The sequence below is a fragment of the Flavobacterium sp. 1 genome (assembly GCF_002797935.1).
Taxonomy (GTDB): Bacteria; Bacteroidota; Bacteroidia; order Flavobacteriales; family Flavobacteriaceae; genus Flavobacterium.
Genome location: NZ_PGER01000001.1, coordinates 1,655,050 through 1,670,817, shown reverse-complemented (window position 1 = coordinate 1,670,817; position 15,768 = coordinate 1,655,050). Strand labels below are relative to the sequence as shown.

Sequence of the window (15,768 nt, the reverse complement as noted above, 5' to 3'; positions counted from 1 at the left end):
GGCATACCAAATGAGTAATTACTTTAAAGTATTTACAGATAATGAGATAAAAGAATAAGTTTGTTTTCTGAAATTCAATATATTGAAACGTATAGTATGTAATACATTCCTTCAGGAGGAGTACCTTTAAATTTTCCGTTTTTTTCTGTTTGATGTACATCAAAAGCAGATTTCATAAAAGTTGTTGTCGAATTAATGCCCGATACGGATATACCTGAAATTTCAAATAGGAGCGACCATATTTTTTTTTCAAGAAAGGAAGATGAAAATAGGATTGTTTTTTGAATATTATTCGAAAAAAAATCATGTAATTGGTTTAAAGTAGTTTTGAGTATCATATTCTTGATTTTTTAGGTAAATAAATAATTTAGAATGACTTGAGTTTTATAATTTTTAAATCATTGATTTGAAAATCAAATCTTAATCAATAGATAGTTAGGTAGGAATGTTTTTTAAGTTTTAATTCAGATTTGGGTACTGAATCAAAATTCTAGGTGCATGAAATAAATAAAAACAGATATACTTTTTGATCTCTATCTTGATTCAGATTTAGGTACTGAATCAAAATTATAGGTGCATGAAATAAATAAAAACAGATATACTTTTAATTTCTATTTTGATTCAGATTTAGGTACTGAATCAAAATTCTGGGTGCATGAAATAAATAAAAACAGATATACTTTTAATTTCTATTTTGATTCAGATTTAGGTACTGAATCAAAATTCTGGGTGCATGAAATAAATAAAAACAGATATACTTTCTAATTTCCTTTTTGATTCATATTTGGGAACTAAATCAAAATAGTATTATTTTCTAATTAATAACAACGAGCGTAAAGCTCAAGTATTTTTTATGATATTAATTTTTTTTTTCAAATAATCATTACCATATCGGTAATTTGTATGTCAAATATAGAAAGAATGTTTATATTAAAATATGTTTCCCTTTGAAAAACCTAAATAATCGTTGAAGAGTTTGGTGTGTAAGAATTTATATTTGAAAAAGCATGAATATTTTAATAATATAATAAATAAATTGTTAATTAATTTTTGTTTATATAAAATATATGTACTAATTGTATGAATAATTAAATGTAAATTTTTCAAAATAATCAAATAATACCATAATGTCATTATTTTGCTTAAGAATAAAAATTTCTAAATAAGCATCAGATTTATTAATTGATTAGATTGTATGAAAAATTTTGGACTTCCAAAGTTTTAATTTATATAGAGACAGTTTTATTTTTATAAATCTAATTTTTAGAGGAGTGTATCCATGCTTAGTGTGTTTATTTATAAGTCTTTGTAAAATTTTTAGTATATTGAATCAATTGGGCGATAACCGAAAGACTTTAATTTCAAATAAAAATTAAGTTCAATATTCTAAACTTTTTTGTAAATTGTAATTCCCTAATGATTTTGCTAAAGTGTTTTAATCATAAATTATTTAGTTTAATTGTAATAATTTGATTTCTAAAATTCATTTTGCAAAGCTGGCTCTGTGTTTTTAACACAGCTGTTGTATTTAAAAAAATAATATTTTAATGTATGAAAAACTTAATCTTAATTCGGCACGCAAAGTCAAGCTGGGAAGCTCCTTTACATGATAAGGACAGGCCTTTAACCTCACAAGGGATGCAAAACGCCCATTTGGTTTCTTCACATATTAATAAAGTTTTGCCAAAAACATATACTATATGGAGCAGTACTGCCGAAAGAGCTGTAGAAACAGCCATGATTTTTGCGCAGAATATAAATTTCCCTTTAGAAAGTATTATTTACAAAGATGACCTATATACTTTCGATGAAAGAAAATTAGAAAAGATCATTAAGTCTGAAAGTAATGGTAATGATAACATAATAATATTCGGACATAACGAGGCTATTACAAATTTTGTTAATAAATTTGGAGATGTTTACATTGATAATGTACCTACAGCTGGATTTGTCCATATAGAATTTGATAATGAAAACTGGAACATTATTAGTAATGGCAAAACAAAAAAAACAGTATTCCCCAGAGATTTAAAATAAATAAAAGTGTTTGAACAAAAATATATTGATAGAGAGAAAAGCTGGCTGGCTTTTAATGCCAGAGTACTTCAGGAAGCTTCGGATGATACAGTTCCTTTACTTGACAGACTACGGTTTTTAGGAATATTTTCAAATAATTTGGATGAATTTTTTAGAGTCAGATTTGCTGCTATCAGACGATTAAGTTTGAGTGGTATTTCGGGCGAAAAATATTTTGGTGGGGTAACAGCACAACAATTAATTAAAGATATTACAAAAATTGTTATTCAGCAGCAGTCCGAAAGTTTAAGAATACTTAATAACATCGAAGAACAGCTAGAAACCGAAAATATCTTTATTATTCATGAAAATGATATTAATAAAGAACAAGAAATTTTTTTAAAAGATTTTTTTATACAAAAGTTAAGTCCGGAACTTGTTACTATCATTTTAAATGATCTAGCAGAATTCCCTATTTTAAAAGATTCATTAGGATATTTGGCCGTAAAACTTGTGATGAAAAAAAATCAGGAAGTGCGTTACGCTATCATTGAAATGCCTAAAATGATTAATCGTTTTGTCGTATTGCCTTCAAGTAACGAAAAGCAATATGTTATTTTGATTGACGATGTTATCCGAATGCATTTGAGCAGTATTTTTAATATTTTTAATTATGAAAGCGTTTCGGCTCACATGATAAAAATCACCAGAGATGCCCAATTAGATATTGACAGTGATTTAAGTAAAAGTATGCTCGAAAAAATATCTACCAGTGTTAAGGACAGAAGGATAGGGGAGCCAGTGCGTTTTATCTATGATCAGGAGATTAGCAAGGATACCCTTAAATTTTTTCTTGACAAAATGAACATTGATTCTACTGACAGTATTATTCCTGGAGGAAGATATCACAACAGGAGAGATTACATGGATTTTCCTAATCTTGGAAGATTTGATTTGTTATATCAAAAAAATGATCCGCTTCCAATACCCGGATTAAGTCTTGAAGGAAGTATTCTAGGTAAAATTGCTGAGAAAGATTATTTATTGAACGCTCCTTATCAGTCGTTTTCTTATTTAATTAAATTTTTGCGTGAAGCAGCTTTGGATCCCAAAGTAAGTTCCATTAAAATTACATTATATAGATTAGCCAAAAATTCTCAAATTATAAGCTCATTAATTAATGCCGCAAAAAACGGAAAGAAAGTAATTGTCCAAATTGAATTACAGGCGCGTTTTGATGAAGCTTCAAATATTTCTTATGCAGAGCAAATGCAGACCGAAGGCATAGAACTCATATTTGGTATAAAGGGATTGAAAGTTCATAGTAAAGTCTGTGTAATTGAAAGGCATGAAAAAAATAAAATTAAAAGATATGGCTTTATTTCGACTGGAAATTTTAATGAATCTACAGCCAAAATTTATACAGATGTGACACTTTTTACATGCCATCCTCAAATTTTGAAAGACATATCTAAAATATTTGATTTTTTTGATACGAATTACAAAGTACAGCGTTATAAACATCTTATTGTTTCACCACAGTACACCAGAAATCGCTTTACAAAATTAATTGACAGAGAAATTGCCCATGCTTTGGCTGGCAGAAAGTCTTACATGAAATTAAAAATGAATAGCTTGTCTGACTTAGCTATGATTGATAAATTGTATGAAGCAAGTAATGCCGGAGTGAAAATTCAATTAGAAGTGAGAGGTATTTGTTCTTTAATCCCAGGGGTTAAAGGTTTGAGTGAGAATATTGAAGCTATTAGCATCGTTGATAATTATTTAGAACATTCAAGGCTTTATATTTTTGGCAATGCTGGATTTACTGATGTATATATTTCTTCTGCAGATATAATGACTAGAAATATTGACGCAAGAGTCGAAGTAACCTGCCCAATTTATGATCAGGAAATAAAAAATGAATTGATCGATAATTTTGATATTGGCTGGAAAGGGAATGTAAAAGCCAGATATCATTCATATAAACTGGATAATAAATATAGAGTCAGAGGTGATAATCCAATTTTCAGGGCACAATGGGAAACTTATAAATATTACCAGCGAAAAGTAGAACTGATTGAAGAATTGAAAGAAGATTAAAATAACGCTAACATACCGAATTAAATCGCATCCTAAAGAATATGATTAAAATTAAAAAATATGCTGCTATCGATATTGGATCGAATGCCATGCGTTTATTGATTACCAATATTGTAGAAGAAGATGATAAAGATCCACAATTTAATAAAAGTTCATTAGTTCGTGTCCCTATTCGTTTAGGACAGGATGCTTTTACAGTTGGTGAAATTTCTCCTGAGAATATAGATCGAATGGTCGATGCAATGAAAGCTTTCAATTTGTTAATGAAAGTGCATAAAGTAGAACGTTATATGGCATTTGCTACATCGGCTATGCGTGAAGCCTATAATGCCAAAGAGGTTGTAGCTTTGATAAAAAAGAAAGCTGACATAAAAATAGAAATTATTGACGGTAAAAAAGAAGCCGCGATAATAGCTTCAACTGATTTACATCACTTATTAAAAACTGATGAAACTTATTTATTTGTTGATGTTGGTGGTGGCAGCACTGAATTTACATTATTTTCTAACGGAAAAATGGTGAATTCAAGATCGTTTAAAGCAGGAACTGTTCGGCTGTTAAATGAAATGGTTTGTGATGTTGTTTGGGAAGAAATAGAAAAATGGATTAAACAAAATACTGCCGATTATGAAGAAGTTACTTTGATAGGTTCAGGCGGGAATATCAATAAATTATTTAAAATGTCTGGAAAGCTACAGGAAAAACCTTTGTCATACATTTACATAAATGCTCAATATGCTTATTTGAATTCCTTGACTTATGAGCAAAGAATCTCTCAGTTAGGACTGAATCCTGATAGGGCAGACGTTATCGTACCTGCAACCCGGATTTATTTAAATGCAATGAAGTGGAGCGGAGCCAGACAGATTTATGTTCCAAAAATTGGACTGTCAGATGGTATTGTAAAAGCGATGTATTATGGCAAAATTTAATTTTGCAGATAAAAATTGAGTAGAACTAATACCATTTAGAAATATAAAATAATCCAATTCTATCTTCCTCTTCTTTGGAGAGTGGTGGAGTGAGGTGAGGTTAAATAAAAAACTGTTTTATATTTCTAAATGGTATAATCTAGGAGGTTAAAACTTTTCAATTTAAATAATATTTTAAAATTTAAAAAGCTCAAACTTAATCTTAGTTTGAGCTTTTTTATTTTTATGATGTAACTGGCTTTAGCAATAGTGTTTTGAGCCACAATCCAACAAGTAAAGCTATCAGAAGTAATACTGCAAATAAATAGAAAATTGAAATATCTGCTGTTAAGCCTAAAAGCAAAGGCCCGGCAAATGCCGCTGCTGACCATGCAGTTAAGATATAACCGAGTACTGGACCATATTTATCCGCTCCAAAAATATCTTTTACAAATGACGGCATTGTTGCAAATCCAGCACCGTAACCAGCAATTATAATAAAGGTTAATGTTTGAAATGAGATTTGATTTGTTGAAAAAGTAGGTATTAAAGCAAAACAGACCGCATTGATTCCGATAAAAATCATAAAAGTTGTCCAACAGCCGATTTTATCTGAAATACTTGACCAAAATAAACGTCCAATACCATTAAATAACCCTATGATGGCAACAAACATAGTTGCTTGAGCGGTACTCATTCCTACAACTTCTTCACCAAGAATTGCCGCTTTTGAGATAATGGCAATACCTCCGCATACATTTAAAAATAATAATAGCCATAACGCAATAAAACGTTTGTCAGTAATTATTTGTTTTGCAGTTAAATCTTCATGCAGATGTTGATTGGTTATACTTGTTGGGTTTGCTAAATATAAAGCACTTCCGAGCATACAAATTCCGTAAGCAATTCCTAAAACTCCAAATGCTCCGGATAATCCCATTGAAGCGCATAATGGACCAATTAAAAAAGACGTTAATAATGATCCCAATGCAAACGACATAATAATTATGCCAGATGCGAATCCGGGACGATCAGGAAACCATTTGACAACAGTATATACAGGTACAATATATCCAAATCCCAAACCGATACCCTGCAGTACGCCAAATGTCAAATAAAACAAATAAAGCGAGCCTATTTTTACAGACAATGCACTGCCTAATAATCCAATTGATAAAAATGCTGCTGCGATTAATCCTGCTTTTTTTGGCCCAATTTTTTGAGCAAATTTACCCATAAAAGCCGCCGTAAGCCCTAAAAAGCAAATAGCTAAGCTAAATCCTGTTTTGGTATCGTGGGCATCCCAGTTTAATTCTTTTGATAATGGTTCTATCCATTTGCTGTAAGCGTAAATTGATCCTATTGACAACTGCATGACCATTCCTGCCAATACTATCAAATATTTATTTTTTGACATAACTGTTTCGTTTTTATTGTAAAAAATATTCTTGATTTTTATTTGATTTTTACATTTTTGAAGTAAAGCTTGAATATTTCGGCCGCTTTATTTATTTCTTCTGCTGTGTGCGGAATGGTATCAGCTAATTGATATTCTAAGCCCAGCAATTCCCATTTGCTTTTGCCCATTTGATGGAAAGGTATAATTTCAACTTTCTCTATTGTTTTGTAAGAGGTAAAATGTTTTCCCCATTCATGAAGGTATTCTTCCTGATCGCTCCACCCAGGCACTAATACATAGCGCAGCCACATTGGTTTCCCAGTACTTTCTCTATATTCAGCCAATCGAAGAGTTGTTTTGTTTTTTACACCAGTCAGCTTTTTATGCCATTCTTTATTGATATGTTTGACATCCAGCAGCAATAAATCGGTTCTTTCTAAGAGCTGTTCTGTTTTTGAATCCAGCACTCTGCCATTGGAATCCAGACAAGTGTGAATTCCATTTTCGTGTAAACGGTCAAAAAAATGAATTAATTTATCTCTTTGCAATAAAGGTTCACCTCCAGAAACGGTAACACCGCCATCTTTACCAAAATAAGATTTTTGGTGTAAAGCTTTTTCAATCAGTTCTTCAATGGGCATAAATGTCCCGCCATGAATATCCAAAGTATCCGGATTTTGACAATACAAACATCTAAACTGGCATCCTTGAACAAAGATTACCATTCTGATTCCTGGACCATCATGAGTTCCAAATGTTTCAATAGAATGGACTCGAAGTAAGTCTGGATTGTGTACGTCTATTGAATCATCGGTATATTGTTGCTGCGGAAAATACATTCAATGAAAAGATTTAAAAAAACCTGTCCAACTAAAAAACGTAATTAGTTTTTTTTTAGACAGGTTAATGTGGTTTAATTTAAAATCTATAGTTAGTGGTTAATTTACAAAGTTTCGTGAAAAGTTCTTGTGATAACCTCAAGCTGATGTGCTTTAGACAATCGAACGAAATTAACTGCATATCCAGAAACTCTTATGGTTAATTGAGGATAATTTTCTGGATGATTGTAAGCATCTAATAATGTTTCTTTATTCAAAACATTTACATTTAAGTGATGTGCATTTCTTCCAAAGTAGCTGTCCAGAATGGTTTTTAAATTTATAACCTGATCTTCTTTATCAGATCCTAAAGATTTTGGTACCATTGTAAACGTATATGAAATACCATCCTGAGCATCTTCATATTTCAATTTACTCACGGAGTTTAAGGAAGCAATAGCCCCATTTGTATCTCTTCCGTGCATTGGGTTTGCTCCTGGAGCAAAAGGTTCACCGCCTTTACGACCGTCAGGTGTTGAACCTGTATTAGAACCGTACATCACATTTGAAGTAATAGTCAGTAAAGATAGAGTAGGAGTTGCGTTTTTGTAAGCTACATGTTTTCTTAATTCATCAATAAATATTGTAGTGATTTCTTGAGCAATACTGTCAACTCTGTCATCGTCATTTCCAAATTTTGGAAAATCACCTTCAATATTGAAATCTACAGTCAATCCTATGTCATTTCTAACTGGAGTAACTTTTGCATATTTGATGGCAGATAATGAATCGGCAATAATAGAAATTCCTGCAGCGCCATAAGCAATATCAATATTTGGATCACTGTCAATCAAAGCCATTTGTGCTCTTTCATAATAGTATTTGTCATGCATATAATGAATAATATACATTGATTTTGCATAAACTCTCGCTACTTCGGCTAAAGTAGTTTTGAAGATATTTAGAACAGCATCATACTCAAGAATACCATCAGCCATTTGAGGAATGTTTCTAATGACAACAGATCCTTTATCTTCTTCACGTCCGCCGTTTAAAGCCATAAGCAGTGCTTTTGGCAAATTAGCGCGGGCTCCAAAGTGCTGAATAGTTTTTCCGATTTTTTGATAAGATACGCAGCAAGCTATTCCGTAATCATCAGATCCTCTGTTAGTACGCATTAAATCATCATTCTCATATTGAAGAGAAGAGGTGTCAATAGAAACTTCGGCACAAAAATCTTTAAATCCTTTTGGCAGGCTTTGTGACCAAAGAATTGTCAAATTCGGTTCTGGAGAAGCTCCTAAATTATATAATGTCTGAAGAAATCTGAATGAAGTTTTTGTCACTTTTGTTCTTCCGTCATTAAGCTGTCCGCCAATGGCTTCGGTTACCCAAGTTGGATCTCCACCAAAAATTTCATCATAAGCTCCTGGACGCAAGTGACGTACCAAACGAAGTTTCATTACAAACTGATCGATAAATTCTTGCGCATCTTCTTCGTTTATTAAACCTGATTTCAAATCATTTTCAATATAAATATCCAAAAATGATGAAACATTTCCTAGAGACATTGCGGCTCCATCTTGTTCTTTTACTGCGCTTAAATATGCTAAATAGGTGAACTGGACAGCTTCTTTTGCATTGGATGCTGGTACAGAAATATCAATGCCATAAGAATTGGCCATGATTTTCATATCCTGTAAAGCTTTAATCTGTTCCGAGATTTCTTCTCTAAGACGTACTTTGTGATCTGTCATTTCGCCACCAATAACAGCAAAATCTTCTTTTTTGGCTTCAATTAGACGATCTACGCCATAAAGAGCAACTCTTCTAAAATCACCAATAATTCTTCCTCTGGCATAATTATCAGGTAAACCTGTTAATAAGTGTTTAGAACGATAGGCTCTAATTTCGCTGTCGTAGGCACTAAAAACGGCTTGATTATGATCTTTAGCATAGTTGAAAATTTTAATCACTTCATCAGAAACTTTCAAACCTCTTTCGGCTACTGCAGATTCAACTAATTTGATTCCGCCAAATGGTTTCATTGCTCTTTTTAAGACTTGGTCGGTTTGTAAGCCTACAATAACTTCATTCTGCTTATCAATATAACCTGGACCAAATGAAGTAAGATTTGAGATTATATTAGTATCAATGGCTAAGCAGCCATTTTTCTTTCTTTCTTCCAGTAAATTCTCTTTACATACATTCCATAGCTTATTTGTTTTTTCTGATGGTCCCACTAAGAAACTTTGATCACCTTCATAAGGAGTAATATTTTGCAATACAAAATCATAAACATCAATTGCTTTATTCCAATTTCCTGTTTTAAAATATAATGTTTCAGTTGTACTTTTCATTTTATAGAAATTATTTAGTTGAATACGCTGTTTTATAAAAACTGTTTTATACTAGTAAATTTAAGAAATTTTCAGGCTTGATTGACCTTGCAGTTCATTTTTAAATAATAATTAAGGTATTTATTGGTAAGTAGTTATTTGTGTATTGTTTCCTTTATTTTTATGATTATTTTTTATGACTATTACGTTATAGAGAAAATTTATAGTCTATATTTTTAATCAGTTTAATAGTGTTAAAATTAACAGAATTGATCAAATATCTTCTATGTCATTCCTGTTTATATGAAAAAACACTTATAATTATACGCACTTCTTATCTGTTAAAGTAAAGAGTCTAAAATTTAGGGATAAAAAATCAAAGTTTGAATTATTTGCAATTAACAATTTAGCAACACTAATTATCCAATAATCGTCTATGATAATTAATCTGACCCAAATGATAGGCCAAATGAGTTGTAAGATGCAATAATAAAAAAGCAACAGAGGTTTTGCTTTCAAAAACTAAATAAGGGTGTTCTTGATTTAAATCTTCATCAGTAAGTTGATTGAATATGCTATTAATCACTACTATTGTAGCATCGATTTGAGCAATAAGTGTACTTTTTGGAACAAATTTATCAGAAAATTCTAACTCTCTATTCCTAATATAATTTGTGTTCCCAATTTGCGATCCAATATAGGTGTTTAGATTACCTATTAAATGCAAGCAGAGATTGCCTCCTGAATTTGAAATTGTTTTTTCAATATGCCAAATTTTACTTTCATTGCTGTAAGAATCAATTTCCGATTTTAGCTTATTGAGATCTCGATTAAATAATGTTTTTAAAATTTCTATAGTCATTAGGATTGAGTTTTTGTATAGTTTTTTAATGAAGCAATGGCTTGTTTCTGAATTTGTTTTTGCATGAAACCTGTCCAGCCTAATAGAAATCCTTTAAATCCAAAAGCCTGTTTTGACCATTTCCAAATGTCAAAATAATCAGTGTGCTTTACAATTAATCCATCACGAAACTGAAATTGAGCCTTAATTTCATTGACTACTTTTCGATTTGTTTTGCTGAAATTATAGGTAGCAACCCATGTAGCAGTACCCGAATATTCATCGGCTTTAATCTCAGAAAATTCTATTTTAATGTTTCCTTTACTTTTTTTTATTAGCATTTTCCACATCTGGCAAGCTTCATTGCCTTTTAATATCCCAAAGGCAGGGTCTTGAAACTGAATGTTAGAGTGGTAGCATTCACACATAGTGTTGGCGTCAGCATTTGCGAAAGCAGTATAAAATTTGTGAATTAATTGTTCGTTTGAATTCATTTTGATAATGTTAGAAAGTAAAAATAGTAATTATTTTACAAAAAAAAGGATGCTTTTTTTAATTATCTATATTTAATATGTTACTGCTTTTTTACATAAAGAAACCAATTTGCTTGCCTTAGCTGTAAAAAGAAGAGTTGAGCTGTTTTTGAGTATCTTCAGTTTAGAGTTAGTTTTTTAGCAAAAAAAAAGAAGCTGTTGTGAAAACAGCCTCTTCTTCAAAGAAAAAATTAATAGTCAACTAATTTTGCTTTTTTTAATACGATGTTATCAATTCAACTCTTCGATTTTTGGACCTGCCTGAAGATGTTGTGTTACTTGCAATTGGTTTACCATCTCCAAATCCTAAAGCTGTCAGTCTGGAGTCAGGTATTCCTTTGCTTATTAAATAAGTTTTTACAGATTCGGCACGCTGTTTAGATAAGTCAATATTATAAGCATCACCGCCTACATTATCAGTATGCCCGCCGATTTGCAGAATGGTTGCATTATAACGTTTTAATATTTCGACCAAATAATCCAGCTGAACAAAAGAAGATGTTTTTAGTTCGGCACTGGCATTTTCAAAGAAGATTTTCCCTCCGATATCAGCAATTTTTTTGACATCTACTGGAGCAATTTTAGGACAGCCCTTGTCAGTAATATTCCCTTTTTCGGTAGGACAGCGGTCATTATTATCGGTAACACCATCACCATCAGTATCAGGGCAGCCTTTTAGTGCTAAGGGGCCTGTGGCATCAGGACAAAGATCCACTTCATTAGCCACACCGTCATTATCATTGTCCATCGGGCATCCAGATGCATTAACTTTGAGACCAAGAGTTGTATTAACACATTTATCATCGACATCTGGTACACCGTCTTTATCAACATCGGGACAGCCCTTTAATTCAGATGAACCGGCAAAATCAGGACAGCGGTCTTTTGCATCGGCAACACCATCTTTATCAATATCCGGACAGCCTTTTAATTCTAGTGAACCGGCAGTATCTGCACATTCATCTAAATAATCGGCAACACCATCTAAGTCTTTATCAAGCGGACAGCCTGTTTTGTCAACTTGTACTCCAGCTGGTGTGTCTGGACATTTATCATTTTTATCTGCAACACCGTCATTATCTGAATCTTTTTTTTCAGAAAGAGAATCGTTCAAATCTTCAGATTCATAAAACATAATATCAGTTTTATTAAGATAATTTCTAAGATCCACATTATGTCTTGAGGTGTTAACTGCGCTGGTTATGTATGTAAATGCCAAGCATGTACACAAAAAAAATAATTTTTTCATATTTGTGATTTTTTTTAATTGTTAAAGTTCGTCAACAATTAGTCACACAATGCTGCATAATTTTTATCAGCAGTTACATGATTCACACTTATAGTTTTATGTAGATATTGTTTAAAATATGATGTAGTTCGATTTGTTTCATCAAGCCTATAGAAATAGTTTGAGAAACTAGCTTAATGGAATAGAAGTAAGCTTTTAGTTTTGACAATTTCGATTCTATCAGATTTTTAGTAAATCTTCAATAACAAGTTTGGATTAGGGCAGTTTTCTAAATAATAAGCTAATTTGCTTTTACTGCAGACTCCTGGATAGTCCCCCAAATTAGCATTAATATTTTTTATAATTTGAAAATGTAAATGAGGCGCATAATCTCCATTTACCGATGAGTTTCCTAATAAAGCCAATTGCTGCCCTTTTGCAAAAAAATCGCCAACATTAATGAATGCAATACTTTCTAAAGCTAAATGTCCGTATAAAGTATAAAAAATTTGGTTTTCTAACTGATGCTCCAGTATAATTGTCGGGCCATAATCTCCCAAATTATTATTGTTTTGAAAACTATGCACTTTTCCATCCAATGCAGCTAATACTGGCGTTCCTGCTTTTATCCATAAATCCAGACCTATATGAATGTTACGTTCCTCAGTATTCGAATCATTAAAATGGGTACTTCTTTTGTATAAGCTGCGGACTTCGTTATAACCTCCGTAAGCAACAGCAGCCTTGTTTTTTGTTAAAAGATTTTCAATATAGATTTCAAATTCTGTTGGATCAGAAATGTTTAGCTGGTTTAATTCCATATTAGAAGCCGATAAATCCAAAGGAGTGTATTGAGAATAGGGGATGGAACTGTCAACTACTTTGATGTCTTTTAAATCTGAAAATAAAGTTTCTAAGGATTTCATGGAGAAGTATAATAAATTAGAATAAAAATAAAAAAAATCCCAATCGTCAAGATTGGGATTAGAAATATTGTCTTTTTGCTTAATATAAAGAAGGAAATTTTGAAGGATTTACTTCATTCATCATTTCATATACTTTTTCATAAATGTCTTCGGCTGATGGTTTTGAAAAATAATCACCATCTGTTCCATAAGCTGGTCTATGTGCTTTGGCAGTCAAAGTTTGCGGTTTACTGTCCAAATGGATGTAGGCATTTTGCTCTTCGATTATTTGCTGCAGAATATAAGCTGCAGCTCCGCCGGGAACATCTTCATCAATGATTAATAATCGATTGGTTTTGGTTATGCTTTTTACAATATCATGATTAATATCAAATGGAAGCAGTGATTGTAAATCGATGATTTCGCAGTCAATACCAGCTTCAAACAATTCTTTGGCAGCTTGTTCTACTAATCGTAATGTTGAGCCATAAGAAACAAGTGTAATATCAGTTCCTTTTCTAAGTGTTTCAACAACGCCAATAGGAGTTTTGAATTCACCATAATTCAAAGGCATTTTTTCTTTCAGTCTGTAACCGTTCAAACATTCGATAACCAAAGCAGGCTCATCTGATTCCAACAAAGAATTATAAAAACCGGCAGCCTGTGTCATGTTCCTTGGAACTAATACATGAATTCCTCTAATAGCGTTGATAATCATTCCCATTGGAGAGCCTGAATGCCAAATGCCTTCTAATCGATGACCGCGTGTACGGATAATTAGAGGTGCCTTTTGTTTTCCAACGGTTCTGTACTGCAATGTGGCTAAATCATCACTCATGATTTGGATTGCATACAATAGGTAATCTAAATATTGTATTTCGGCAATTGGACGCAATCCTCTTAATGCCATTCCAATTCCTTGGCCTAATATTGTAGCTTCACGAATTCCGACATCGGCAACGCGCAACTCCCCATATTTTTCCTGCATTCCCTCAAGACCTTGATTTACGTCACCAATATTTCCGGCATCTTCGCCAAAAATTAATGTTTCTGGATATTTTGAAAAAAGAGCGTCAAAATTATCTCTTAAAATCATTCTCCCATCAGTATCAGCAATAGCATTATTAGGGTATTCCGGTAAAACTTTTTTTACTGAAAATATATTTTTATCTGATTCTGAAAATAAATTGCTGCTAAACTTTGGCTGTGTTTTTTTGATATAATTAGTAATCCAATCAGACAGCTCAGCTTTGTCACTTTCACTTATAATTAAACGAAGAGATTTTCTGGCAATAATCATTATTTCCTTTTTTAAAGGAGATTTAATGCTTTTTAGACTAGAAATATTTTTTAGAATTTCATCTTTTTTAGCACTAGTAGCCGAGACTCTTTCTAAAATGGAAATCAACTCGTTTTGTTCGTCAATAATAGGATTGATAAAAGCATTCCAAGCCACTTTTTTACCTTCAAAAACTTCTTTTTTGGCATCCAGATCAATTGCATCAAGTTCCTCCGGAGAAGCAATATTGATAGCAATCATCCATAATTTCATTTGACGGATGCAGTCAAATTCTTTTTCCCATGCTAATCGGGCTGCATTTTTATATCTTTCGTGTGAACCGGAACTTGAATGTCCTTGAGGCTGCGTTAACTGATTTACGTGGATTAAAACTGGAATATGATTTTCGCGTGCTATCTCGGCAGCTTTTTCATAAGTTGCAATCAAATCTACATAATCCCAACCCTTTACGGTGAATATTTCAAAACCGTTAGTATCTTCTTCTTTTTGGTATCCTTTTAATATTTCCGAAATATTTTCTTTAGTAGTCTGATGTCTTGCATGTACCGAAATACCGTATTCATCGTCCCAAACACTCATTACCATTGGCACCTGCAGTACTCCAGCGGCATTTATAGTTTCAAAAAATACCCCTTCAGAGGTGCTGGCGTTTCCAATAGTTCCCCAAGCAATTTCATTTCCATTTATTGAAAATTGATCCGCATTTGGAATACCAGGAACGTTTCTGTAAATTTTTGAAGCTTGAGCAAGTCCCAGCAATCTAGGCATTTGCCCCGCAGTTGGAGAAATATCGGCGCTGGAATTTTTTTGTTGTGTTAGATTTTTCCAAGATCCGTCTTCATTCAAACTATGGGTTACAAAATGTCCGCCCATTTGTCTTCCCGCTGACATTGGTTCCAAATCAATATCGGTATTGCCATATAAGCCAGCAAAAAATTGCTCGATAGTCAATTCTCCAATGGCCATCATAAAAGTCTGATCGCGGTAATAGCCAGAACGGAAATCACCATTTTTAAAGCATTTTGCCATGGCAAGCTGTGGGACTTCTTTACCATCCCCAAAAATACCAAATTTGGCTTTTCCAGTTAATACTTCTTTACGCCCTAATAAACTGCATTCTCGACTTATTATGGCAATTTTATAATCATTTAATACTTCAGTTTTGAAATCTTCAAATGTTAAACTAGTATTGACTTTTTCTTGAATCATAATTTAAAAGTATAACTTTAATGCGGCAAATTTAATTAAAACTATCTATATAGCATTATACAATTCTGTATTTTTATAATTTTTTAGCAAATAATTTTTAGTAAAATGAATGTATTTTTATCAAATAAATAATTTTATTTATAATTTAACAACAATAACTTAATAT

At 32.2% G+C, this 15,768-nt stretch carries 12 protein-coding genes; 3 read left to right on the top strand and 9 right to left on the bottom strand.

The features are described from left to right. Positions 1-74 precede the first annotated feature (74 nt). Entirely contained in the window at positions 75-338 is a 264-nt protein-coding gene (locus CLU83_RS06745; protein ID WP_100430897.1) for a hypothetical protein, read from the bottom strand. A 1,213-nt stretch (positions 339-1,551) separates the two neighbouring features. Between CLU83_RS06745 and CLU83_RS06735 the strand changes: the two genes are divergently transcribed. The 3 genes from CLU83_RS06735 to CLU83_RS06725 are packed head-to-tail and all read left to right on the top strand — an operon-like array spanning position 1,552 to position 5,051. Continuing rightward, entirely contained in the window at positions 1,552-2,037 is a 486-nt protein-coding gene (locus CLU83_RS06735) for a histidine phosphatase family protein (RefSeq protein WP_100430895.1), read from the top strand. Between the two features lie 6 nt (positions 2,038-2,043). Next, complete coding sequence (gene ppk1 / locus CLU83_RS06730) at positions 2,044-4,119, top strand: polyphosphate kinase 1 (RefSeq protein ID WP_198512265.1); 2,076 nt, start codon at positions 2,044-2,046, stop codon at positions 4,117-4,119. Positions 4,120-4,160: 41 nt separating this feature from the next. Then, positions 4,161-5,051 carry a Ppx/GppA phosphatase family protein gene (locus tag CLU83_RS06725; RefSeq protein ID WP_100430893.1) on the top strand — a complete coding sequence of 297 codons (891 nt, stop codon included), beginning with the start codon at positions 4,161-4,163 and terminating at the stop codon, positions 5,049-5,051. Between the two features lie 223 nt (positions 5,052-5,274). Here CLU83_RS06725 and CLU83_RS06720 read toward each other — a convergent pair whose 3' ends face one another. From CLU83_RS06720 to CLU83_RS06685, 8 genes are all read right to left on the bottom strand, one after another. Next, positions 5,275-6,447 carry an OFA family MFS transporter gene (locus tag CLU83_RS06720; protein WP_100430892.1) on the bottom strand — a complete coding sequence of 391 codons (1,173 nt, stop codon included), beginning with the start codon at positions 6,445-6,447 and terminating at the stop codon, positions 5,275-5,277. Between the two features lie 38 nt (positions 6,448-6,485). After that, the gene (gene pflA, locus CLU83_RS06715; protein ID WP_100430891.1) at positions 6,486-7,268 is read right to left on the bottom strand and encodes a pyruvate formate-lyase-activating protein; all 783 of its coding nucleotides are present in this window, start codon (positions 7,266-7,268) and stop codon (positions 6,486-6,488) included. A gap of 104 nt (positions 7,269-7,372) precedes the next feature. After that, the gene (gene pflB / locus CLU83_RS06710; protein ID WP_100430890.1) at positions 7,373-9,607 is read right to left on the bottom strand and encodes a formate C-acetyltransferase; all 2,235 of its coding nucleotides are present in this window, start codon (positions 9,605-9,607) and stop codon (positions 7,373-7,375) included. A gap of 394 nt (positions 9,608-10,001) precedes the next feature. Beyond that, entirely contained in the window at positions 10,002-10,448 is a 447-nt protein-coding gene (locus tag CLU83_RS06705) for a DUF1572 family protein (protein ID WP_100430889.1), read from the bottom strand. Further along, on the bottom strand, positions 10,448-10,921 hold the full coding sequence (locus tag CLU83_RS06700; protein WP_100430888.1) for a nuclear transport factor 2 family protein: 474 nt from the start codon (positions 10,919-10,921) through the stop codon (positions 10,448-10,450). The genes CLU83_RS06705 and CLU83_RS06700 overlap by 1 nt, the downstream gene beginning before the upstream one ends. Before the next feature lie 256 nt (positions 10,922-11,177). Further along, the gene (locus tag CLU83_RS22725; protein ID WP_100430887.1) at positions 11,178-12,209 is read right to left on the bottom strand and encodes an OmpA family protein; all 1,032 of its coding nucleotides are present in this window, start codon (positions 12,207-12,209) and stop codon (positions 11,178-11,180) included. 227 nt (positions 12,210-12,436) lie between these two features. Continuing rightward, the gene (locus tag CLU83_RS06690) at positions 12,437-13,114 is read right to left on the bottom strand and encodes a peptidoglycan DD-metalloendopeptidase family protein (RefSeq protein WP_100430886.1); all 678 of its coding nucleotides are present in this window, start codon (positions 13,112-13,114) and stop codon (positions 12,437-12,439) included. Positions 13,115-13,193: 79 nt separating this feature from the next. Further along, positions 13,194-15,602, bottom strand: a complete 2,409-nt coding sequence (locus tag CLU83_RS06685; protein ID WP_100430885.1) for a thiamine pyrophosphate-dependent enzyme — start codon at positions 15,600-15,602, stop codon at positions 13,194-13,196. Between the last annotated feature and the right edge of the window lie 166 nt (positions 15,603-15,768).

Coding starts and splice junctions, on each gene's coding strand:
- CLU83_RS06685 (WP_100430885.1), bottom strand. CDS start 15,602: ATGATTCAAGAAAAAGTCAATACTAGTTTAACATTTGAAGATTTCAAA.
- CLU83_RS06700 (WP_100430888.1), bottom strand. CDS start 10,921: ATGAATTCAAACGAACAATTAATTCACAAATTTTATACTGCTTTCGCA.
- CLU83_RS06735 (WP_100430895.1), top strand. CDS start 1,552: ATGAAAAACTTAATCTTAATTCGGCACGCAAAGTCAAGCTGGGAAGCT.
- CLU83_RS06720 (WP_100430892.1), bottom strand. CDS start 6,447: ATGTCAAAAAATAAATATTTGATAGTATTGGCAGGAATGGTCATGCAG.
- pflB (WP_100430890.1), bottom strand. CDS start 9,607: ATGAAAAGTACAACTGAAACATTATATTTTAAAACAGGAAATTGGAAT.
- pflA (WP_100430891.1), bottom strand. CDS start 7,268: ATGTATTTTCCGCAGCAACAATATACCGATGATTCAATAGACGTACAC.
- CLU83_RS06725 (WP_100430893.1), top strand. CDS start 4,161: ATGATTAAAATTAAAAAATATGCTGCTATCGATATTGGATCGAATGCC.
- CLU83_RS06745 (WP_100430897.1), bottom strand. CDS start 338: ATGATACTCAAAACTACTTTAAACCAATTACATGATTTTTTTTCGAAT.
- CLU83_RS06690 (WP_100430886.1), bottom strand. CDS start 13,114: ATGAAATCCTTAGAAACTTTATTTTCAGATTTAAAAGACATCAAAGTA.
- CLU83_RS22725 (WP_100430887.1), bottom strand. CDS start 12,209: ATGAAAAAATTATTTTTTTTGTGTACATGCTTGGCATTTACATACATA.
- CLU83_RS06705 (WP_100430889.1), bottom strand. CDS start 10,448: ATGACTATAGAAATTTTAAAAACATTATTTAATCGAGATCTCAATAAG.